Annotated in this window: 17 protein-coding genes and 1 pseudogene; 7 read left to right on the top strand and 11 right to left on the bottom strand. The window is 70.8% G+C overall.

The window, feature by feature from the left end:
- From GXW78_RS23905 to GXW78_RS23890, 4 genes and pseudogenes are all read right to left on the bottom strand, one after another.
- Window positions 1-514, bottom strand: a pseudogene (locus GXW78_RS23905) (hypothetical protein); the annotation flags it as partial.
- Window positions 515-523: 9 nt separating this feature from the next.
- Window positions 524-964 carry an ExbD/TolR family protein gene (locus GXW78_RS23900; protein WP_211871422.1) on the bottom strand — a complete coding sequence of 147 codons (441 nt, stop codon included), beginning with the start codon at window positions 962-964 and terminating at the stop codon, window positions 524-526.
- Window positions 965-968: 4 nt separating this feature from the next.
- A complete protein-coding gene (locus GXW78_RS28370) occupies window positions 969-2,135 on the bottom strand; it encodes a MotA/TolQ/ExbB proton channel family protein (RefSeq protein WP_272876898.1) in 1,167 nt (388 codons plus the stop codon).
- 125 nt (window positions 2,136-2,260) lie between these two features.
- A complete protein-coding gene (locus GXW78_RS23890) occupies window positions 2,261-3,934 on the bottom strand; it encodes a M3 family oligoendopeptidase (RefSeq protein WP_211871421.1) in 1,674 nt (557 codons plus the stop codon).
- A gap of 114 nt (window positions 3,935-4,048) precedes the next feature.
- On the opposite strand from GXW78_RS23890, the gene GXW78_RS23885 reads away from it, so the two are divergent.
- Window positions 4,049-4,723, top strand: a complete 675-nt coding sequence (locus GXW78_RS23885; protein ID WP_211871420.1) for a substrate-binding domain-containing protein — start codon at window positions 4,049-4,051, stop codon at window positions 4,721-4,723.
- Between the two features lie 37 nt (window positions 4,724-4,760).
- Here the strand turns inward: GXW78_RS23885 and GXW78_RS23880 are convergent, their stop codons facing one another.
- From GXW78_RS23880 to GXW78_RS23860, 5 genes are all read right to left on the bottom strand, one after another.
- Window positions 4,761-5,993 (bottom strand): MFS transporter, encoded by a 1,233-nt coding sequence (locus tag GXW78_RS23880; RefSeq protein WP_338147833.1) that lies wholly within the window; start codon window positions 5,991-5,993, stop codon window positions 4,761-4,763.
- A 173-nt stretch (window positions 5,994-6,166) separates the two neighbouring features.
- On the bottom strand, window positions 6,167-10,627 hold the full coding sequence (locus tag GXW78_RS23875; protein WP_211871419.1) for a choice-of-anchor I family protein: 4,461 nt from the start codon (window positions 10,625-10,627) through the stop codon (window positions 6,167-6,169).
- A 114-nt stretch (window positions 10,628-10,741) separates the two neighbouring features.
- Window positions 10,742-11,674 carry a polysaccharide deacetylase family protein gene (locus GXW78_RS23870; protein ID WP_211871418.1) on the bottom strand — a complete coding sequence of 311 codons (933 nt, stop codon included), beginning with the start codon at window positions 11,672-11,674 and terminating at the stop codon, window positions 10,742-10,744.
- Window positions 11,675-11,689: 15 nt separating this feature from the next.
- Window positions 11,690-12,160 (bottom strand): ureidoglycolate lyase, encoded by a 471-nt coding sequence (locus GXW78_RS23865; protein ID WP_211871417.1) that lies wholly within the window; start codon window positions 12,158-12,160, stop codon window positions 11,690-11,692.
- A gap of 62 nt (window positions 12,161-12,222) precedes the next feature.
- Window positions 12,223-13,320 (bottom strand): mandelate racemase/muconate lactonizing enzyme family protein, encoded by a 1,098-nt coding sequence (locus tag GXW78_RS23860; protein ID WP_211871416.1) that lies wholly within the window; start codon window positions 13,318-13,320, stop codon window positions 12,223-12,225.
- Window positions 13,321-13,424: 104 nt separating this feature from the next.
- Between GXW78_RS23860 and GXW78_RS23855 the strand changes: the two genes are divergently transcribed.
- The 5 genes from GXW78_RS23855 (at window position 13,425) to GXW78_RS23835 (ending at window position 18,534) form a co-directional block, all read left to right on the top strand.
- Window positions 13,425-14,333 (top strand): polysaccharide deacetylase family protein, encoded by a 909-nt coding sequence (locus GXW78_RS23855; protein WP_211871415.1) that lies wholly within the window; start codon window positions 13,425-13,427, stop codon window positions 14,331-14,333.
- The gene (locus GXW78_RS23850) at window positions 14,330-15,259 is read left to right on the top strand and encodes a polysaccharide deacetylase family protein (protein WP_211871414.1); all 930 of its coding nucleotides are present in this window, start codon (window positions 14,330-14,332) and stop codon (window positions 15,257-15,259) included. The genes GXW78_RS23855 and GXW78_RS23850 overlap by 4 nt, the downstream gene beginning before the upstream one ends.
- Window positions 15,238-15,954, top strand: a complete 717-nt coding sequence (locus GXW78_RS23845; RefSeq protein WP_211871413.1) for a uroporphyrinogen-III synthase — start codon at window positions 15,238-15,240, stop codon at window positions 15,952-15,954. The genes GXW78_RS23850 and GXW78_RS23845 overlap by 22 nt, the downstream gene beginning before the upstream one ends.
- 83 nt (window positions 15,955-16,037) lie before the next feature.
- Window positions 16,038-17,267, top strand: a complete 1,230-nt coding sequence (locus GXW78_RS23840) for a hypothetical protein (protein WP_211871412.1) — start codon at window positions 16,038-16,040, stop codon at window positions 17,265-17,267.
- 10 nt (window positions 17,268-17,277) lie between these two features.
- Entirely contained in the window at window positions 17,278-18,534 is a 1,257-nt protein-coding gene (locus GXW78_RS23835) for a heme biosynthesis HemY N-terminal domain-containing protein (RefSeq protein ID WP_211871411.1), read from the top strand.
- Window positions 18,535-18,856: 322 nt separating this feature from the next.
- On the opposite strand, the gene GXW78_RS23830 is transcribed toward GXW78_RS23835, so the two are convergent.
- Window positions 18,857-19,852, bottom strand: coding sequence for an asparaginase (locus GXW78_RS23830; protein WP_211871410.1), 996 nt, complete (start codon window positions 19,850-19,852; stop codon window positions 18,857-18,859).
- On the bottom strand, window positions 19,849-21,114 hold the full coding sequence (locus GXW78_RS23825) for a glycosyltransferase family 4 protein (protein ID WP_211871409.1): 1,266 nt from the start codon (window positions 21,112-21,114) through the stop codon (window positions 19,849-19,851). The genes GXW78_RS23830 and GXW78_RS23825 overlap by 4 nt, the downstream gene beginning before the upstream one ends.
- Window positions 21,115-21,237: 123 nt before the next feature.
- Between GXW78_RS23825 and GXW78_RS23820 the strand changes: the two genes are divergently transcribed.
- The gene (locus GXW78_RS23820) at window positions 21,238-21,972 is read left to right on the top strand and encodes an SDR family NAD(P)-dependent oxidoreductase (protein WP_211871408.1); all 735 of its coding nucleotides are present in this window, start codon (window positions 21,238-21,240) and stop codon (window positions 21,970-21,972) included.
- Window positions 21,973-21,983 lie beyond the last annotated feature (11 nt).

The following is a 21,983-nucleotide window of genomic DNA, read 5'->3' as shown; positions in this document are numbered from 1 at the left end:
CGGGCGGCGGCGGCTCCGCCGGTGGTGGCGGCGGCGGCTCGGGCAGCGGGTCGATCGAGGGCTCGGGCGGGGGCGGTTCCGGAGTCGGCTCAGGCGGCGGCTCCTCCTGCACCGGTTCCGGTGGCGGAGGTTCCGGTGGGGGCGGCTCCGGCGGCGGGGGCTCGGGCGGTGGGGGCTCCGGTTCGGGTGGCGGCGGCTCCGGCTCCGGCGGAGGAGGCTCCGGCTCGGGTGGCGGGGCCTCCTCGGGCGGCGGCGGCTCGGGCGTCGCCGGCTCCTCCGGCATCGGCTCCGGGGCGGGCGATTCCTCGATGACCGGTTCGGCCATCGCGATGATCAGCGGCACTTCCTGCGGCGGCGGCGGCGCCGCGGCGGGGACGATGACGAAGAGGAGCAGGGCGGCGAGGACGCCATGGAACACGGCCGCGCCGCCATAGGCGATCGCGCGCACCCGCCCCGCATCGGGTTCGGGCGACGCGTCGGCCGGCAGCGGCTCGCCCGTCTTCCTGTTGGGCATCGCCATCGCTCAGCGAGGGGCCCCGCTGGGCTCCGCCTCCGCAATCAGGGACACGCGCGGGATGCCGGCGGCCGTCACGCGGCCCATGATGCGCAGCACCTCCCCGTACGACACCGAACGGTCGCCGCGGACATGCACGGCGAGGTCCGGCTTCTCCGCCTTCAGCGCGGCCAGCCGCGCGGAAAGCTGCGATTCGTCGATGCGCTCGTCGCCGATATGGATCGCGCCTTCCCGCGTGACGGTCAGCACGACGGGCGGGGAGGGGTTGGCGACGCGAGGGGCGGCGCTGCGTGGCAGGTCCACCGGTACGCCGGCCGTCATCATGGGCGCAGCGACCATGAAGATGATGAGGAGGACCAGCATCACGTCCACGAACGGCGTGACGTTGATCTCGGACATCGGGGCGGCGTCGTCGTCGTCGCCGCTGTCATTGCCGAGGGAGACGGCCATGACGCTACTCCGCCGCGCGGGCGAGGTTGCCGCCGCGCGGCGGCCGGCCGGACAGCCGCGCGCCCGTGGCGCCGATGGCCGCCAGCGCGTCGGCGCGCAGGCCGGCGACGCGGCGGGCGATGCGGTTGTAGCCGATCACGGCCGGAATGGCGGCGAACAGGCCGATCGCCGTCGCCAGCAGCGCCTCGGCGATGCCCGGGGCGACGACGGCAAGCGAGGTGTCGCGCGACTGCGCGATGCCCTGGAACGAGCCCATGATACCCCAGACCGTGCCGAACAATCCGACGAAGGGGCCGATGGCGCCGGTGGTGGCGAGGAAGGCGGTGCCATGCTGGGCGCGGCGCAGCGCACCCGACAGCGTCTCCCGCATCGCGCGTTCGATGCGTTCGCGGTACTCGCCGCGGCTTTCGTCGTGCTCGCGGCCCTCGGCCCATTCGCGGGCGGCGGCGCGCTGGATGCGGGCGGCGAGGCCCTCGCCGGTCGCGGCGGCCGGATCGCCGGTATTGGCGAGCGCCTTCACCTCACGCTGCAGGCGGCCGAGCAGGATTCCCTTCTCGATCATGATCGCCCAGCAGATGATCGAGGCGAGCACCAGCGCGCCCATGACGCCCTGCACCACCGGGCCGGCCTGGACGACCAGGCCGAGCAGGGAGTGGTCAGCCGCGTGGGCCACCGCCTCGACGGAAGCGCCGGTGGGCGGCGGAACGGCCGGGGCCAGGCCCTGCGCGGCGGGCGCCAGCCCATCGACGATGGGCGCGATGCCCTGGCCTGCGCTGACCGCGCCGTCGGTGACAGCCTCCGGGGCGGGCATGGCCGGCGAGAGGCCGTCCGCCGGCAGCGCGGGGGTCTGCGCGGCCGGCGCGGCACCTTCGACGGGCGCCGCGGGGGGCTGAGTGACAGGGGCCGGCCCATCGACAGGTGCCACAGACGCCGCGCCTTCCGGAGGCGTCACGGGCGTCGCAGCACCGGGGGTGGGGGCGGGCGCCGAGGCGGCGGGTGGCGCGGCGGGATCGGGGGTGGCGGCCGGCGGAACGGTGGCGGGCGCCTCCGGCGCGACAGCAGGCGCAGCGCCCTGCGCGGCGGCCTTCCGGCCGAAGGACGTCAGCAGACCAAAACCGACGATACCGGTCGTCGGCGCGCGCAATGCGAGCGCCAGAAGACGGGACGACATCGTTCATTACCCCCGGGGTGCAACCAAGTCGGGCGGACTATATGTTTATGCGACTGACTCGCAATAGCGAATCTGATGCGCCGCAACAATGCAGGGCCGCCGGCCCCGCATGATGCCGCCCCCGGTTACAATCCGAGGACCGCCGCGGCTTCGGCGACGGCCGCCTCCAGCGCGCCCGCCGCGAAGGGGGATGTGAGGCCCGCCGATGCCACCAATGCCTGGAATGGCATGGATCCCCCGCGCGCGCATAGCGCAACATAGGCATCGAGCGCCGCTGCAGAGTCCCGCCGCGACCACACCCAGAACTGGAGCGCGACGCACAGCGCCAAGGTGTAGTCGATGTAATAGAATGGAGAGTTGTAGATGTGCGGCTTCGCCTGCCAGCGGCCCCCCTTCGCCGGGTAGGCGAGATCCCCGTAGTCCGTCCACGGCATGTAGAGCCGCTCCAGCCGCTGCCACATCGCGTGGCGTTCCGCCGGCGTCGCCCCGGGGTTCGCATAGACCTCGTGCTGGAAGTGATCGACGCAGACGCCGTAGGGCAGAAAGGCCAGCGCCGAGATCAGGTGCATGGCGCGGTAGCGGTCTGCCGCCGCATCGCCCACCAGCAGCCCCATATGCGGGTGCGTCAGGTATTCGAGGCCCATGGAGTGGATCTCCGCCGCCTCCATGGTCGGCCAGAGATAGTCCACGCCGGGCTGGTGCCGGCTTTCCCAGCACTGGAAGGCGTGCCCCATCTCATGGGTGAAGACGCCGATGTCGTGATGCGTGCCGTTGAAGTTGGCGAAGATGAAAGGCGCGCCGACGCTGGGGAAGGAGGTGCAGAAGCCACCCCCGGCCTTGCCCGGCCGGTTCTTCAGGTCGAGGAAACCGCCCTCCCGCATCATCGCGTAGAAGTCCGCCAGGCGCGGATCCATGCGCGCGAACATCTGCTGCGCCGCGCCCACCAGCATGTCGTGGTCGCCGGCGGGCTTCGGATTGCCGGCGGGGTCGATCAGCGCCTCATCCCAGTACCGGAGGCGGTCCCAGCCATGGGTGGCGCGCCGGGTCTCGAGGATGCGCCCGACCAACGGCGTGACGTGCCGGGCCACCGCCTCGCGATACCGCGCGACGTCGGCGGGGCCATAGTCCAGGCGGCGCATGCGGCGATAGGCGAGCGGCGTGAAGGTATCGTCGCCCAGCTTGCGCGCCATGGCGGTGCGCAGGCCGACGAGCTGGTCGTAGATGGAATCGAGCTCCTCCCCGTTCTCGGCGAAGAAGAACCAGCGCGCCGTCTCGGCCTCATGGCGGATGGCGCGGTCCGGGTCCTCCGCGAAGGGCGCGAGGCCTGACAGGTTCACCTCCTGGCCGCGCACCGTCACCTTCGCCCCGGCGAGCAGCGCGGTGTAGCGCGCGGAGAGGCGGCTTTCCTCCTCGGTCTCGGCGGCGATGGCCGGGTCGAAGGTGGTGATGTCCGTCTCCCACAGGGAGACGGCATGGGCGCCGGCCAACGCCGCCAGCCCCGGTCGGTCGGCCTCGGCCAGAAGGCGCTCCTTCAGCTTCGTCTCACGCGTCGCGGCCTCGGGCGCCAGAGCGTCGGCGTATTCCCGCGCGGCGACGGCGTCCTTGTCCGTGGTGTCCTGGGCGAAGCGCAGATGCACGAGGGACGACCAGGTGTCGTAGTCGCGCCGCGCCGTGTCCCACAGCGCCAGCGCCCCCGGCCGGTCGCCGGCATCGAGCCGCGCATCGATCGCCGCGTGTTGCGCGGCGAGGCTGTCCTTGTCGGGGCGGGCAGCGCTGATCTCGGCGAAGCGGAGCGTCATGGGGGGTGGCCTGCGATATGAGACGTCGTCGCCACCTCGCGCCCGCAGGGCGGCGCGGTCAAGCGATGGACGCCGGCCCGGCTTGCCGCCACCCTGGCGCCGACGGAGGAAGCGATGCCGCGATTGATGTCCACCCTCGCCCTTGCCGGGTTGCTGCGCGAGGCCACGCCGACACTGGAGGCGACGCTGGGCGCGCGGGTCGAGGTCGAGCTCGCGCCCACCATGGCACTCGAGGCGCGCATCCGCGGCGGCGAGCGTGCGGATGCCGCGATCCTGACGGCGGAGGCCGTGGCCGCGCTGTCCGCCGAGGGCGTGCTGGACGGGCCGACCTTGCGACCGCTCGCGCATTCCCGCGTCGGCTTGGCGGTGAAGGCCGGGAGCCCGCATCCCGACATCGGCAGCGTGGACGCGCTGCGCCGGCTGCTGCTGGCGGTACCATCGCTTTGCTATTCGCGGGCCGGCGCCAGCGGCATCTTCTTCGCGGGGCTGATCGAGCGCCTGGGCATCGCCGCGGCGGTGAATGATAAGGCGGTCATCATCCCGCAGGGCTTCACCGCGGCGAAGCTCGTGACAGGGGAGGCGGTGATCGCGTTCCAGCAGATCAGCGAGCTGATGGAGGTGGAGGGGATCGAGGTGGTCGGCCCGCTGCCGGAAGGGGCGCAGACCGTCGCGGTATTCTCCGGCGCGACATTCACCGGGGCGGCGAACGGGGCGGCGCTGCTGGAGGCGGTGGCGGCGCTGTGCACACCGGCCGCGCTGCGGCGGAAGGGGCTGGAGCCGCCGGGGTGAAGCGGCGACCGTTGGAGAGGAGCCCGGCCCTCAGCGATCACGCCGCCGCCACGCCCCGCGCCACCGCCCACCGCCGCGCCCGCATCAGCAGCCACAGCGCGATCGACAGGTTGACCAGGTTCCAGGCGATGCCGTTCCACATCGCCGCCTGATATGACCCGGTCGCGTCGAAGATCGCGCCCGCCATCCAGCCTCCGAGCGCCATGCCGACCAGCGTGGACGACAGCGCGATGCCGACCCGCGTGCCCGCCTGCTCCGGCGGGAAGTTCTCCCGCACGATCATCGCATAGGACGGTACGATCCCGCCCTGGAACAGGCCGAACACCGCGCTGACGACGTAGAGCGCGACCATTCCGTCCGCCGGCAGGAACAGGAACAGCGCGATGCCCTGCAACGCGGAGCCCAGGACCAGCGTCCGCAGCCCGCCGATGCGGTCCATCACCGCACCGAAGGCGAGGCGAGAGACAATGCCGGCGGCGAGCATGACCGACAGCATCTCGGCGCCACGCTGCGCGCCGTAGCCAAGATCGACGCAGTAGGCGACGATATGGACCTGCGGCATGGCCATCGCGACGCAGCAGGCAATGCCGGCCGCGCCGATTGCCGCCTGCAGCACGTTCGGGGACAGGCCGAGGGGGCGCGCCGGCGGTAGCGGCGCGAGCCCCGCGGGCCTTGGCGGCGGCAGCGGCGCACGTCGCCGCAGCGCCAGCGCGGCCAACGGCACCATCGTCGCGACGCAGAAGGCGCCCATCGCCAGATGCGTGCCGCGCCAGCCGATCGTGTCCACGCCCCACTGCAGCAGCGGCGGCCAGACCGTGCCGGCGACGTAGTTGCCCGACGCCGCGAGCGCGACGGCAATGCCGCGCCGCCGGACGAACCACAGCGAGGCGTCGGCGATCAGCGGCCCGAACACCGCCGCCGCGCCGAAGCAGCCGAGCAGCGCGCCATAGGCGAGGCCGAAGACGATCAGGTTCGGCGCCATCGCCGCCACCACGCCGCCGAGCCCAATCGACACCGCACCCATGAGCACCGGCGCCCGCACCCCGAACCGGTCGGCGAGACGGCCCATCAGCACGCCGCCGATGACGAAGCCGACCATCGTCATCGTGTAGGGCAGCGAGGCACCGGCGCGGGCGGTGCCGAATTCCGCCTGAACGGCCGGCAGGACGACGACGACGGACCACATCGGAACGCTGCCGATGGCGCAGATCACGATGATGGCGGCAAGCCGCAGCCAGGCACTGCGCGAATCAAGCACAGGGTCAGTCACGACGGCGGCCGATCGGACATGGCGGCTTCTCTCCCGCCGGCAAGGATGGCAGGCGCCGGGCCGGCTTGCCACTGTGCCGGAGGGCGGGCGGCCATGCAGGGCCGGCGGAACAAGAAAAGAGCCGGAGGGGGTTGCCCCTCCGGCTCCGTCGGTCCTGAGCGTAACCGCAGGGATCAGGCGAAGGTCAGTACCCCGGTCGGGATCGCCTGCACGTCCAGCAATGTGATGGTGCCGCCGTCGCTCAGCGTCAGCACCAGGTCCTGGGCCTGGCCGCCACCGACATCGGCGAGGCTCTGGTCGTCGACGGTCAGGCCATCCTCGATCCGGATGATGTCGAAGCGATAGAGGTCGGTGATGATGTCCGAGCCGGTATTGGCACCGAAGACGAAGACATCCGCACCGCCGCCGCCGGTCAGCACGTCGTCCCCCTCGCCACCGAGCAGCACGTCGTTCTGCTGGCCGCCGTCGAGCGTATCATTGCCGGCGCCGCCCTGCAGCAGGTCGGCATTCGCGCCGCCGGAGAGGCTGTCCGCGCCCGCGCCGCCGATCAGCGTGTCGTTGCCCGTGTCACCGTCCAGCGTGTCGTTGCCGTCGCCGCCGAGCAGGCTGTCATTGCCGTTGCCGCCAAGCAGCAGGTCGTCATCCGCGCCGCCGTCCAACGTGTCGTGGTCGACGCCGCCGTGCAGCGTGTCGTTGCCCGCGCCCCCGAACAGGAGGTCACGGCCGTGGCCGCCATCGAGCAGGTCGTTGCCGGCCTCGCCCCGGAGGGTATCGCCGGCGGTGCCGCCATCGAGCGTGTCGTCGCCCTCGCCGCCCACCAGGCTGTCATCCAGGTCGCCGCCGCGCAGCACATCGTTGCCTGCGCCGCCAAGCAACGTATCGGAGCCATCGCCGCCCTCAAGGCTGTCATCGCCGGCGCCGCCGTCGAGCCAATCCTTGGCGAGACCGCCCATCAGCGTGTCGTCCCCCTCACCGCCCAGCAGCGTGTCGTTGCCGCCGTCACCGGCAATGCTGTCGTTGCCGTTGCCGCCCACGATGCTGTCATGGTTGCTGCCGCCGGACAGCGTGTCGTTGCCGATGCCACCGACGATCGTATCGTTGCCGCCGCCGCCAGACAGCAGGTCGTCACCGACGCCGCCGGTGAGCGAGTCGGCGGTGCTGCGGCCGGACAGCACCGTGCCGTCCAGCACCGTGTCGTCGGTGCGGACATTGAGGTCCTGCATGCGCTCGTCGCCCGTCGCAGGCGTATCCGCGGTGCCGTAGGCAGCCTGCGGCGTCGCGTAATTCTCCCGCAGATACTCCTGGAAGGCCTGCTGTTCGCCGAGCAGCTCGGACGTCGTGACGCCCACGGTCTGCATCGTCGCCTCGAGAGTGAAGTCGAGCGCTTCATTCGCCGCCGCGGAAACGCTGCCATCGGCCAGCAGGTAGCGGAAGTTCTCGCCGTTCGCCTTCATCGGGAAGCCGTCGCCGCCATTGGCGAGGTAGCCGAGCGTGACCATGCTGATCGTCGCCGGGGCGTCGGCGCTGACCACGCCGTTCTCGATCAGCCGGGCGATCACCTTCCCGTCCCCATCGATGGCGGCGATGCTGACCACGCGCGAACCGGCCGGGGCGTCGGGATCGTAGGAAACCGCGAAGCCGCCGATCTGCGGGTAGCGGCCCTGGTTGCCGAGCGAGGCGACACCGTGCTCGAGCATCGCCTTGAGGCCCGCCGCCGTGGTGTCGAACACCATCAGCGTGTTGTTGAAGCGGAGCGAGTTCTCGATATCGAGCGTCGAGATCGCGCCCTCGGGCTTGTCGGCGGCCGGGTTGGCGGCGGTCGGCAGCTTCTCGCCGGTCGCCGGGTCCACCGTGCCGATGGCGGTACGGATGCCGCCGCCGTTCTTCAGCGAGACGATGATCGTATCGGCCGCGAAGGCATCCCGCGCCGCGGCGATGTTGGCATCGGCGGTCAGGTTGCCGAGGTTGGTCTCCCCGTTGCGGACCTGGTTGCGCTCACCTTCCAGGTAGACGTCGGTGTAGCCCCAGATCTCGCCGTCCTTCGCCTCGATCACCGCCTGCACGGCGTCGGTGATCTCCTTCACCTCCGCGCCCTTGGTGCCGTCGGCGAAGGCGGTGGTGTCGAGATCGTCGACATCCACGCCCCAGGCGTCGGCGACGTTCTGGTCGGTCGTCGCGTAGGCACCGTTGATCGCGCCGTCCAGGCTGTCGGCGATGATCTCGCCATTCGCGTCGAACTCGACCACGAGCCGCCCAAGGTAGGTGAACTCGTTATCCGTGCTGACGATCAGCGTGGTCGCACCATCCGCACCCTGGGTCACGATCGGGTAGTCACGGGCGAAATCCGCCGAATGGCCGGGGAAGTTGGCCGCCTCGTCATTCGCATCGCCCATGCGGGTGTGCGAGCCGGCGGCGAGGATGATGTCCACCCCCGACAGCAGCGGCGCCAGCGCTTCCTCGAGCTCGAGCTGCTGGAGGTGGGAGGTGAGGATGATCTTGTTCACGCCCTGATCGCGCAGGTCGTCGATCACGATCTGGAGCAGCGCGGCGAGTTGCGCGACATCGTTCGTCTCGCTACCGTCGCCGGGGAAGCCCTTCACCTCGACGCCGCCGGTCGAGGAGATGGCCTCCAGGATCTGCGTCGTCAGGCCGACGATGCCGATCTTCTCATTGCCCTGGGTCACGACCGCGGAGGGAACGATGCGGCCGGCCAGCGTCGAGGCTTCCTCGAGCCCGCCCGTGCCCACCGTTTCGAGGTAGCGGCCGCGGATGTCGGCATCGCCCGAGAAGTCGAGGTTGGCGGTGATATAGGGGAAGTTCGCGTCCAGCACGGCGTCGTTGAAGGTGCGCGTGCCGAGGTCGAATTCATGGTTGCCGACCGCCGAAGCGTCGACGCCGATGCGGTTCAGGATCTCGATATCCGCCGCGCCGGGGTTGTCGCCGCGCGTGTGCGTTGCGGCGACCGTCGGGTCGGTGCCGGCCGCGAAGAAGGGGCCGGGGATGTAGTTGTCGCCGCCGGAGAGCACCAGCGTGTTGGCGAACTGGCCTTCGAAGGCTTCGACCAGCGCGGCGAGGTTCGGCGCGGTGGTGGAGGCGAGCAGGCCCGATTCGGCATCCGAGAAGTGCAGCAGCTGCAGCTTGAAGGTCGTGTTCAGCGTGTAGGCCGTGGTGGTCGCGCTGTCCTCGTTCGGGGCGACGATCATCGCCTCACCGGTCGGCGAGTCCTCGGCCGGGATGAAGGTGATGACTTCGGGGGCGTCATCGCCCGGGGTGGTCAGGAAGCCGGTGAAGGTGAAGTCGTCCGGCGCATCCATGCGGAAGGTGGCGATGCCGTCAGCGCGCTCCAGCGCGACAAAGACGAAGAAGTCGCCGCCGACCTGGCCGAAGGTGACGCTCTCGGGCTCGACGCCCTTGTTGTCGTCGCGGTTCTCGTCATAGCTGTTCGGGTACAGCGTCGCGATCAGCTCATCGAGCATGTTGCCGCTGTCGAAGACCAGTTCGCCATCCGTGCCCCACACGCTGAAGGAGCGGCCGCCGAAGGCATGGAGCTGGTCGTAGTCGCCGTCGCCATCCGTATCGCCGGTCGCGACGCTGACGGTCAGGCGGCCGATCGATTCGACGATGTCGGGCGTGCCGTTCCCGTTCAGGTCCGGGAAGGCCGTCGGGTCGAGCTGGGCGGCGAGATCGGAGATACGTGCTTCCTCGCTGAAGCCCGGCCAGTCGGCACGGGCGTCGCCCTCATTCGCGGTGATCAGGTAGGTGGTGCCGCCGAAATCCACCGCCGTGATCCCGTCCGGCATGTACATGCCGTAGACGTTGTCATAGAGCCCCGGGGCGAAGGCATTGTCCTGATCGTTGGCCGAGATCTCGTTGCCCGGCAGCCCGTGGTTCTTCAGGCCGAGCGGGAGGATGTCAACGAAGCTGCCGGTCGAGAGGTCGAGCACGCCGAGCGCGTTCGCCTCCTGCAACGTGACATAGGCCTTGGTCGGGTCGTTCGGATCGACCGTGATGTATTCGGGCTCCAGGTCCTGCGCGGCCGTCGCGCCCGGACCGAAGAGGCGCACCCCGGCCTCGCGCAGCGCGTCGATCTGGCTGTTGAAGGCCGTGAAGTCGGCAGTGGTGACGCTGCCGGTAGCGAGGTCGATGATGCTGACCGAGCCGTTCGGATCGACGCTGTCGGACAGACCGTAGGAGTTCGGCTCGCCCTCATTCGCCGTCAGCAGCTTCGTGCCGTCCGGGGTGAAGCCGATCTGGTCGGGCTGCGCGCCGACGGTCAGGAAGGACGCGCCGTCGAACTCCCGCGGCGTCAGCACCGCGCCGCCATTGGCGTCGCGCACGACGTCGATCACGATCACCTTGCCCGGGTCGGTCTTGGGCTCGGATTCGATCGCAAGGGCGACGATGCCGTTCTTCGCGGCGACGCTGTTCACGTTGCCGTAGGCGGCGGTCGACAGGCTCTGGACGATCGTTCCGGTGGCCGGGTCGATGGCGTCGACGCCGTCGGGCCCGATGACGAACAGCAGGCCGGTGGCGGCGTCGAAGGCCGCCACCTCCGCATCCCGCGCGGCCGAGCCGTTGGTCGCCGTGTGAGCGACGGTGAAGTGGTGGGTAGCGTTAAGCTGCGTCCCCGACATGGCTGCCTCCGGCAAGGATGTTCCAGCGCCGATTAGGGCGCCTGCCGGATTGCCTCCCTCACAGAACTATGACCGGGCTGTTAAACACTTGTTAACGATTTGGGAGCCGCAGCGTCAGCCCGGATCTCGTGACCGCTCAGCGCCGATGGGATGCACCGCCATCCAGTGCCGCGCGATGTCTACGCGTCGCGTTATCCACACGTCGCGCCGTCGGCCGATGTGGTCGAGCAGGCGCTGCAGCCCCATTGCCCGCGCCGGATGGCCGATGAGCCGCATGTGAAGACCGACCGACATCATCTTCGGGCGCCCCTTGCAGCCTTCGTCGTAGAGCATGTCGAAGGCATCGCGGACGAAGGAGAACCAGTCGTCCGACGTGCCCAGCCAGCCGGCATACTTCCCGTCATTGTTGACCAGGGAATACGGCACGACGAGGTGCGGCTTGTTCTCCACCTGCACCCAGAACGGCAGTTCCTCTCCATAATAATCGCTGTCGTAGAGGAAGCCGCCGTGCTCAACGACCAGTCGGCGCGTGTTCACCGAGGGTCCGTAGCGGCAGTACCAGCCGGCGGGCGGCTCACCGAACGTCTTGGCCAGGCTCTGCACGGCCTTCGCGATGTGCTCGCGCTCCTCGGCCTTGGTCAGCTCGAAATGCTTCACCCAGCGCCAGCCATGGGAACAGATATCGTAGCCCGCGGCGCGGATGGCGGCCGCGGCCCCCGGGTTGCGTTCCAGCGCCATCGCGCAGCCGAACACCGTCATCGGCAGGCCGCGTTCCTGGAACAGCCGCATCAGGCGCCAGACGCCGACGCGGGATCCGTATTCGAACATCCCCTCGGCGGCGAGGTCGCGGCCGGACTTCACCTGGCTGGCGGGGTGGGCCTCGGTCAGCCCCGCTTCCGTACGGCCGTCGCCGAGTTCGAAGGAGGGTTCGGATCCTTCCTCGTAGTTCATCACGAAGTTCACGGCGACCTTGGCGTCGCCGGGCCATTGCGGATCGGGCGGGTTGGCACCGTAGCCGATGAAATCGCGCTGCACCTCATAGGACATCGGGCTCGGCTCCGCTCAGGCTTCGGTGACGATGAAGGGGGCGACCTGGATGAACTCGTCATCCTCGCTGCCGCCATCCTTCCACATGACGATGGCGAAGCGCGCGGTCTGGTCGAAGACGGTCGAGGGATGGTGCCAGACATCGGCGCCGTAGGTCACGCCCTGATCCGGCCGCGCGAGGAAGGCACGCGCCTTCGCCATCTCCGGCCCGCCATCGGCACCGTTCGGCGCGACGAGCACCAGCCACCGTCCGGCATCCATCGGCACGAAGGACTGCGACGAATGCCGATGCCGCTCCATCGTCGTCGAATTGAGCGGCAGGGTCGCCGGCAGCTTCGTGCTGAAGGACAGGCTAGGCTTCGCGTGTTCACGTCGATTGGCCAGCGCCGCCTCGATATAGACGCGCCCCGGTTCGGCAAGCGCGGTGAGAACCTCGCCGAAGGGCGCGAAGCCCTCCGCGGTCAGGGGTTCCAGGGTCAGGCGCATGGGCGGCTCCGGCGTTGCTTGTCCCGATGATCGGGCGCCGCCGCCCGCGCCGTCCAGAGGGGCTATTTCAGCACGAAGTCCTTCAGCACCTCCGGCCTGAAGGTCAGACCGTGGCCCGGCGTTTCAGGCGCGGTGATCATGCCGTTCGCGATCCTCGGCAGGCTGACGAACACGTCGTCCAGCAGCCCCATCTGCTCGGCCCAGATGCCGTTCGGGATCGACGCCAGCAGATGGACGTTCAATTCGGGGAACAGATGCGGCGCGATGGTCATGCCCCAGGTCTCGGCCACGGTCGCGATCTTACGTAGCTCGGTCAGGCCACCGCGCATCGGGTCGGGCTGCAGGATCGGCAGACGAGGATTCTCGAAGAAGGGCTTGAGGTCCGCGCGGCCGAAATGCGTCTCCCCGCCCACTACACGCATGTCGAGCGCCTCGGCGCAGCGCAGGTATCCGGCGAAGTCGTCGGCGAGCACCGGCTCCTCCAGCCAGTAGATGTCGTGCTCCTCGAACTTGCGGCCCATGGTGATCGCGACATCGGCGGACCAGCCCATGTTCACGTCGATCATTATGTCGATGTCCGGCCCGACGGCCTCCCGCATGCGGCGGACATTGTCGGCATCCGTCCGCAGGTCGCCGACATGCGCCACCTGCATCTTGATGGCCTTGTAGCCCTGCGAGACGTAGTGCTGCGCCTTCGCGATCATCCCGTCCCCGCGCGCGCCGCGGAAGCAGCCGCTGCCATAGATCGGGATCTCGCTTCGGAAATGCCCCCAGAGCCGATGCAGCGGCAGGCCGGCCGCCTTGCCCACGACGTCCCACAGCGCGATGTCGATCGCCGACTGCGCCATCATCGCGACGCCCCCGCGCCCGCCGGTCAGCGTCGCGCGCCAGAGGTCGCGCCAGATCGCCTCCACCGCCGTCGCATCGCGGCCGACGATGCGTGGCGCCATGGCCTCCGCGATGCAGGCGCCGATGGTGCGCTGAAGCGGCAGGTTCAGCAGATGAAGGTACCCCATGCCGGTCAGGCCGGATTGCGTGACGACCTCGACCACCACGAGGTCGCGCATCGCGCCCAGCGCGTGGCCGGCGAGCCAAGGATCGTCGGCCCACGGCATGCGCAACAGGGTGGTGCGGACCTCGCGGATGGTCAGGTCGGTCATGGGTGCGTTTTCCTCCGTGGTGCACAGCCTGCCCCCGGCGGCGTCGCTTTGCCAATCCATGCGACATGGGCCTTTAATGCGCGACGCGACAAGACGGACAGCAGATGCTCAAGACGCCCGGCCACTACGACTACATGCCCTGGCGACGGCGGCCGAAGATCACTTGGCCAAACGGCGCGCAGATCGCCGTCTGGCTGGCGCCGAACATCGAGCATTACGAGCTGAACCCACCGCCGAACCCCCGCCGCACGCCCTGGCCGCGACCGCTGCCGGATGTGCTGAACTATGCTTGGCGCGACTACGGCAACCGTGCCGGTTTCTGGCGCATGGCCGACGTCATGGCGAAGCACGGGGTGCGCGGCTCGGTCTCGCTGAACGTCGCGGTCTGCGACCACTACCCCGAGATCATCGAGCGCTGCCTGGAACTGGATTGGGAGCTGTTCAGCCACGGCACCTACAACACGCGCTACTTCTACGAGATGGACGAGGCGATGCAGCGCGAGGTCATTCGCGACAGCCGCGAGACCATCAGGCGCGTCTCGGGCCAGAACCTCGATGGCTGGCTCACGCCCGCGATCTCGAACGACGAGACGACGCAGCATGTGCTGGCGGAGGAAGGCATCCTCTACACGCTCGACATGACGCATGACGATCAGCCGACGCCGGTGAACACCCGCGCCGGGCGGCTCGTTTCCATCCCCTATTCGCTCGAGATCAACGACGTGCCGCTGTTCGTCACGCGCGACACCCCGGCGGAACGCTACGCCGCCATATGCAAGGCGCAGTTCGACCAGCTGTATGAGGAAGGGGCCGAATCCGGCACGGTGATGTGCATGCCGCTGCACCCCTATCTGATCGGCCAGCCGCATCGCATCGCCGCGCTCGATCAGGTCCTTGCCCACATCACTGGCCACGACAAGGTTTGGCTGGCGACGGGGCGTGAGATAGCGCGCCACTACATCGACCATCACCTCGCCGACCACCAGGCCTGGATCGCGGAGGGCACGCCATGACCCTGCCCCCGGACTACACGGATTACCCCATCCGCAGACGGGCGATGGACCATGACCGCTACGCCTATCGCGCCCTGCCGCGCGCGGCGCCGATCGCCTGGCCGGGCGGGGCGCGCGTCGCGCTGTGGGTCGCCGTGCATGTCGGGCACTACCCCATGGACATGCGGCTGAAGCCCTTCGCGATCCCTGGCGGGATGGAGCGGCCCTACCCGTCCTATTGGGATTTCACGCAGCGCGACTACGGCAATCGCATCGGCATCTACCGCATGATGAAGGCCATGGCGGCCCGCGGCGTGAAGGGCACCGCCCTGATCAGCGCCACGCTGGCCCGCGAGTATCCCGTGCTGATGGATGAGATCGAGGCCGCCGGCTGGGAACCCGCCTGCGCCGGCCTCGACATGGGCCACCTGCACCACGGCGACATCGCGGAGGCCGAGGAGCGCAGCCGGTTCGCCGAGGCCACGGCGTTGTTGCGCGGCCGCTTCGGGGACGCCGTGACCGGCTGGCATTCGCCCGCCCACTCGGAATCCGCCCGCACGCCGGACCTCGTCGCCGGCGCCGGCTTCACCTGGACCAGCGGCTGGCCGAACGACGACATGCCCTATCCCTTCGCGACGACGGCCGGGACGCTGACCGCCATGCCGCTGTCGCAGGATCTCTCTGATCAGCGCCTGCTGATGCAACAGAACCTCGCGACCGAGGACTATTGCTCCGCCATCCTCGCGGCGCATCAGACGCTCGATGCGGAGGCGCGGGCGACCGGCAGCGGCCGTATCCTGACCCTGTCCGTGACGCCCTGGCTGATGGGCCAGCCGCACCGCATCCGCGCCTTCGGGGCGCTGCTGGATGCCATCCTGGCCCGCGGCGCGGTCTGGAGCGCGGCCGGGGCCGAGATCGCCGCGGCTTGGCGGGCGCAGGCATCCTGACGGGCGTCCTGATCACCCGGCCGGAGCCCGGCGCCGCCGAAACCGCCGCCGCCTGCGCCGCGTTGGGCTGGGATGCGATCCTGGCCCCGGCGCTGGAACTGCACGCCACGCCCGCGGCGCGGCTGCCGCGGGCTCAGGCGCTCCTCCTGCCATCGCGCGCTGCGGCGCGCGCCCTGGACCCTGAATCGACGCCTGTCCTGGCTGTCGGCGACGGCACCGCGGCCGAGGCGCGCGCGCGCGGCTTCACCAATGTCCGCACCGCCGAGGGCGACGCGGCGTCGCTGGCCGATCTCGCCGCCGCGACGCTCGATCCGGGCGCCGGGCCGCTGTTGCTCGCCGTCGGCCGCGGTTACGGCACCGGGCTGGCCACCGCGCTGCGCGCACGCGGCTTCCGCGTCGTGCGCCGCGTCGTCTACGCAGCCCTTCCCGCCGCCGCGCTGCCGCCGGCCGCCGCCGCTGCACTGGCCGCCGGCCGCGTCCGCGCGGCCTTGTTCACCTCGCCCCGCGGTGCGGCGATCACGATCTCGTTGCTGCGTGGTGGCGGCCTCGCCGGCGCCGTCCGCTCCATTCGCGCCCTCGCTATCAGCCCACGCATCGCCGATGCTCTCTCCGCGCTGCCCTGGGCCGGCATCGAGACGACCCGGCGCCCGGACCCCGCGCTGCTGCCCGGCCTGCTCGGCCCGCCACCGGACTGACCCGGTCGTCGGGGGAGCCAACCGGCGAGGCGGTGCTATACACCCGCCAAACCGTCGCCACGGCTCGCAGCATGAGGACCGGCATGACCGACAAGCCCACTACCCCGATCCGCCGCTATCTGGACCCCGCTGCCGTCCCGCTCCTGGTCGGCTGCCTGGTCCTGGTGCTGGCGGCGGCCTGGCTGTGGGTAACGCCCCGCCCCGCCCCGGCGCCGAACCCGACCGCGGAGACCGTTGCGGCACTGCAGGCGCGGGTCGCCGCGCTCGAAGCCCGCCGCGGTCCTGATCTTGCGCCAATCGAGCGGCGCCTCGCCGCCGTGGAGAGCCGCCGTACCGCCGACCTCGGGCCGGTCGAGGCGCGGATCGCCGCGCTGGAGGCGCGCCCGATGCCGGACCTGTCGGGCATCGAGCAGCGGCTCGCCGCCATCCCCGCACCCGCGGACCTGCGCCCGATCGAAGGCCGCATCGAGGGGCTGACCGGCCGCATTGCCGCCGCCGAAAGCCGCGCCGGCGAAGCGCTGGCCCGGCCCCTGCCCGACCCGGCCGCCTTCGCCCCACGCGCAACCGTGGAGGGGCTGACCAGCCGTGCCGACCGGCTGTCCGAGCGGCTCGACGCCGTCGCGACGCGCCAGCAGGCCGCCGATGCGGACACGATCCGCCGGACGCAGGAACTGGCGCACGGCGTGAACGAACGCCTTTCCGCCGCCGAACGCGCCGAGGCCGAGCGCATCGCCACAGCGACCACGGCGCTTGAATCCCGGCTGCGCAGCGCCGAATCGGCGCTGGCCGCTCGCCTTGCCGCGCTGGAGCAGGCGCAGGCCCGTGTCGCCGCGGTCGAATCCCGCGCCACCCGCCTCGCCGCCTTCGATGCGCTGCAGCTGCGGCTCGATGCGGGGCAGCCGCTCGGCCCGGCGCTCGCCGCCCTGCCCGCCGCGCCGGAAGCGCTGACCCGCTTCGCCACCGTCGCGCCGCCGACCGAATCCCATCTGCGCCTGTCCTTCGAGGCCGCGGCGCGCGCTGCCCGGGCGGCGAGCGAGCCGGCCCGCGAGGGCCAGGGCGTGCTGGATTCCGCCGTCTCCCGCCTGTCCGGCCTCGTGACGGTCCGGCGTGGTGAGCAGGTGGTCTGGGGTGACGCCGCCGCCGCCGAGCTGGAAGGCGCCCGCCGTGCCCTGGAGGCCGGCGACCTCGACGCCGCGGTGGCCCGCATCGACCGGCTGCCGCCGGCCGCGCGCGGCGCGATGGCCGAGTGGGTGGCACAGGCCCGGGCGCTCGGCGCGGCACGCGCCGCGCTGACCACGCTGGCCGCTGGCTGAGGGGGACAGCATGCGTCGTGCCCTATGGGTGTTGGTCGCGCTCGCGGCCGTCACCGCGCTCGCCTTCTGGCTGGCCGAAACCGGCGGCACCATCGAGGTGCAGGTCGGCGAATTGTGGATCGGCGTCGGCCTCCCGATCGCGCTGCTGGCACTCGTCATCGGCTTCGGGCTGCTGCATGGCGTCTTCACCGCCCTGCGTGCGCTCGGCCGCGTGCCGGCGCAGCGCCGGGCGCAGCGGGCGGACCGCCGCCGCACTGATGGCGATGCCGCCGTCACGCGCGCCCTGGTGGCGCTCGCCGCCGGCACGCCGGAAGCCGCGCGCATCGAGGTGCGCCGTGCCCGCCACCTGCTAGGCGACACGCCGCAGACCCTGCTGCTGGCCGCCGAGGCCGCCCGCCTCGCCGGGCGGGAGGACATGGCGGCCGATGCCTTCAAGGCGCTGGCCGAGCGCCCGGACGCCCGTTTCCTCGGCCTGCGCGGCCTGTTGCGCCAGGCCATGCAGCGGCAGGACTGGGAAGCCGCCCACCGGCTGGCCAAGGAGGCCGAGGCCGCCCAGCCGGGCGCGGCCTGGCTGCGCGAGGAACGGCAGGTGCTGGCCCTGCGCACGCATGACTGGCGCGAGGCGCTGGCGCTCTCACCGCCCGGCGGGCCGCGGGCTGCCCTGGCCCTCGCCGCCGCCGAGCAGGAGACCGATGCTGCGCGAGCCGCCGAGCTGGAGAAGCAGGCGTTCACCGCCGACCCGGGCTTCGCGCCCGCCGCGATCGCCCACGCGAAGCGGCTCTCGGCCGCCGGCAGCACCCGCCGCGCGCGGGCGGCGCTGGAGCAGGCCTGGGTCGCCGCACCGCACCCGGATATCGGCGCTGCCTGGATTGCCGGCACACCGGCGCCGCTGGCCCGCGTGAAGGCGGTGGAAGATCTGATCCACCGCAACCCCGACCATCTGGAAAGCCGGCTGCTGATGGCACGCGTCGCCCTCGATGCCGGGCTGACCGGCCGGGCGCGCGCGGAGCTGGAAGCCCTGACCGCCGCCGGCCACGCCGATCGCCGGGCATACCTGATGCTGGCGGAACTCGAAGAAGCCGAGCATGGGGACACCGCCGACGCGCGAGCGGCGCAGGCGCGCTGGCTGCGCGGGGCAGCGAGCGCCCCTGGGGCGCCCGTGTGGCGGTGCAGCGCCTGCGGGGCCGAACACGGGGCGTGGAAGGCCGAGTGCACAGCCTGCGGGGAAGTGGGCCGGATCGCTTGGTCGGCGCCGGCTATGGGGTGAAGTTGCGCCGGCAAGGTCCATTGCCTGTCCTCGCGCCCCGGCTGTCTAAGACTTAAGCGCCTTCCTGCTTCCGCCGTTGGAGATCGGAGGGGCTCCGCCCCTCCGAACCACCCCGCCAGGATGCTGGGCATCCTGGACCGCAATCTGCTGGCGCCGGGCGCAGCAGGCAAACCAGACCGTCCGACCAAGGTGGTTGCACAGAAACGGGTTTGGCGCCGTCCGCGCGCTTGGCGCACTGCACCAAGGTGAGGATTGCAAAGGCCCTTCGGCCTTTGCTGGGGTGAGGTTTGGAGAGGGGCAAAGCCCCTCTCCAACAGCGCGACTATGCGGGCAGCGTCACCTTGATCACCCCAACGGTGTTCCCGTTGCTGTCGCGGATGTCGCCCTCCACTTCATCCGCCAGGCTCTCCGCCGCATCGGCCAGCCCCAACCGCCCGAGCAGCGCGGCGAAGACCCCCATCTTTGCGCGCGACGCGCCATCGGCGAACTTCACCGCGATGCCGAGGCCCTGGTCGGGCACGAAGCCCACCACGAAGCCCTCCGCACCGCCCTTCAGCAGCACGCGGCCCTGGGTGGCGCGGACGATCTTGCCGGTGGCCGAATCCCGGCCGGAAAGGTGGTCGGGATAGGCGCGGATGGCCGATTGCAGGCGGCGGATGGCGGTGCGGCGGGCGTCCGTCGCGACCCTCGCCGCCGCCCAGCGCGCGGCGGCCCGGGCCATCGCCCGCATCGGCAGCGCGATGGCCGGCAGCCCGCAGCCGTCGATGCCGCGCGGAAGCGACGACGCGTCCTCGCCGAGCAGTTCGGAGAAGGCCTCGATGTAGAGGCGTTGCGCGGGGTGCGCCGGGTCATTGTAGGTCGCGACCGGCGCGCCGAGGTGCTTCGTCAGCGTCAGGAAGCCGCAATGCTTGCCGGAACAGTTGTGATAAACGCGCGAACGATCGCCGCCTGAACGCCAGATCGCCGACTGGTCCGCCTGGCTGCGCGGCATGTCCGGCCCGCAGACCAGCGCCGATTCCGTCAGGCCCAGGCGGTCCAGCCAGCCGCGCACCAGCGCGACCTGGAAATCCTCGGCCGAGTGGGAGGCGCAGGCGAGCGCCAGGTGTTCCTCCGTCAGCCCGGCGGCGTCCGCGGCACCGGTCTCGACCAGCGGTATCGCCTGGAACGGCTTCAGCGAAGACCGGGGAAAGGTCGCGAAGGCCGGATCGCCCCAGGATTGCAGGATGCGGCCTTCTGCATCCGCGACGACGGCGACGCCGTAATGCAGGCTTTCCAGAATGCCGCCGCGACGGATCTCGGCGAGGGGAACGAAGCTCATGGCGCGGCTCCGCGGTCAGGGATTGCGCTGGTGCCGGGGCGGCCTTCCAGGATGGCGTCGAACAGCTTCACCTGCAGCGGCAGGCAGTGCGCGTGCAGGTCGAAGCGCTCCAGCATGGTGCGGCGCGCGGCCTTGCGCAGCGGCGCGTAGCGATCGGGGTTCGCGAGCGCATCGACCACCGCGTCGGCCATGCGGGCATGATCGAAGAAGGGCAGCAGGATGCCGTTCTTCTCGTGCTCCACCACCTCGGCGAGCGGCGGGGTGTCGGAACCGATGATGAGCGCCTCGCAACCCATCGCCTCGACCAGCGACCAGGAAAGGACGAAGGGATAGGTGTAGTAGACATGCGCCTTCGTCAGGCGGAACAGCGCGACAAGCCCTTCATGCGGGATGCGGCCGGTGAAGTGGACGCGCGACATGTCGAGCTTCGCGCCGACTTCCTCCAGCATCGTGGCCTTCCATGACTTGCCCCCCGCGGGCAGGCGGCCATAGCCGCGCTCCTCCCCGCCGACGATCACCGCATGGGCCTTGGGGCGCCGGGCCAGGATCTCGGGAAGGGCGCGCATGAAGACATCGAAGCCGCGATAGGGTTCGAGGTTGCGGGAGACGAAGGTGACGACCTCCTCCTCCTTGGATGCGGTGAAGCCGTCCGGCAGCTTGACGTTCGCCGCGCCGTTCGGCGTGGCGAAGCTGGCATCCACCCCTTCATGGACGACCGAGGTCTTGGCGCGGATGAAGTCCGGATAGCGGCTGCGCTGCCAGAGCGTGGGCGAGACCCCCCAATCCGTCGCCTCGAGCGACTGGGTCTGCGTCATGTTCAGGGTGCGCACGCGCGCCATCTCGTCCAGCGTGACTTCCTGCGACGGGTCGAAGCCGACGTCGCCACCCACGGCCTGATAGTAGAATTCGCAGTACTGGAGCTGCTTCGCGTCGGGGAAGACGTCGCGCAGATAAAGCCCTTCGCCCCAGCCGGGATGACAGCAGATGATGTCGGGGGTGAAGCCCTTCTGCTTCAGTCCGATCAGGGCGCGGGCGACGGCCTGGCCGCGGCGCACCGCGGATTCGACCGGGCGGAGGTAGCGATGGGTCTTCTCGCCGGCACTCTCGGGCGCGGCGTAGCGCACATGCGTAGGGCCCGGTGGCGACTGGTTGGCCCGTTCACCAAGGCCGATGACGCGCGCGCCCTTGCGCCGGGAGATGAGCGGCGCGAGGTGCCGATACTGCCCCGGGAAGTTCTGGTGGATGAACAGCGCCTGAACCACGCGCCCCGTCTCCCTGTGCCGCGACCGGTCGCTTGATGCCGGCAATCCGGCGGGTGGGCAACCACTCTGGCCGCGCGGCCGGGGCCGCGCCAGGATGGCGCCGATCGGAACGGAGATCGCGCGATGGGCTTCGACTTCACGGGGAAGCGGGTGTTGGTGGCGGGCGGCAGCCGCGGGATCGGGCGGTCGATCGCGCTCGGCTTCACGAAAGCCGGGGCGAAGGTGTCGGCCTGCGCGCGCGGGGCGGATGGGCTGGCGGCGCTGACGGCGGAGGGCATCGCCCATGTCCAGCCGACGGACCTGGCGGACGCCGGGCAGATCGCCGCGTGGGTCGAGGCTGCCGCGGGGACGCTCGGTGGCATCGATGTGCTGGTCAACAACGCGTCCGGCTTCGGGGCACCGGATACCGAGGAGGCCTGGAAGCGCGGCCTCGATGTCGATGTCATGGCGACGGTGCGGGCGTCGAACGCGGCGCTGCCTCACCTGCGCGCGTCGAAGGGGTGTGTCGTCAACACCACCTCGATCTCGGGCCTCGCGCCGTCCACACGGTCGCCGGCCTATGCGGCGGTGAAGGCGCTAGTGATCAACTACACGGCGTCCCAGGCGTCGATGTATGCGAAGGACGGCATTCGCGTGAATTCCGTCGCGCCGGGTTCGATCGAGTTCCCCGGCGGGTCCTGGGAGAAGCGGCGGACGGACGATCCCAAGCTGTACAACCGCATCCTGGCGGGGATCCCGTTCGGGCGGCTCGGCGCGCCCGAGGAGGTCGCGGATGTGGTGATGTTCCTCGCCTCGCCGCTGGCGCGGTGGGTGACGGGGCAGACCATCGTGGTGGATGGCGGGCAGATGCTGGGCTGACCCGCGCGATC

It is taken from the genome of Neoroseomonas terrae, assembly GCF_018129025.1.
Classification (GTDB): Bacteria; Pseudomonadota; Alphaproteobacteria; order Acetobacterales; family Acetobacteraceae; genus Neoroseomonas; species Neoroseomonas terrae.
The sequence above is the reverse complement of the archived record's forward strand: the minus strand, read 5'-3'. Positions and strand labels throughout refer to the sequence as shown.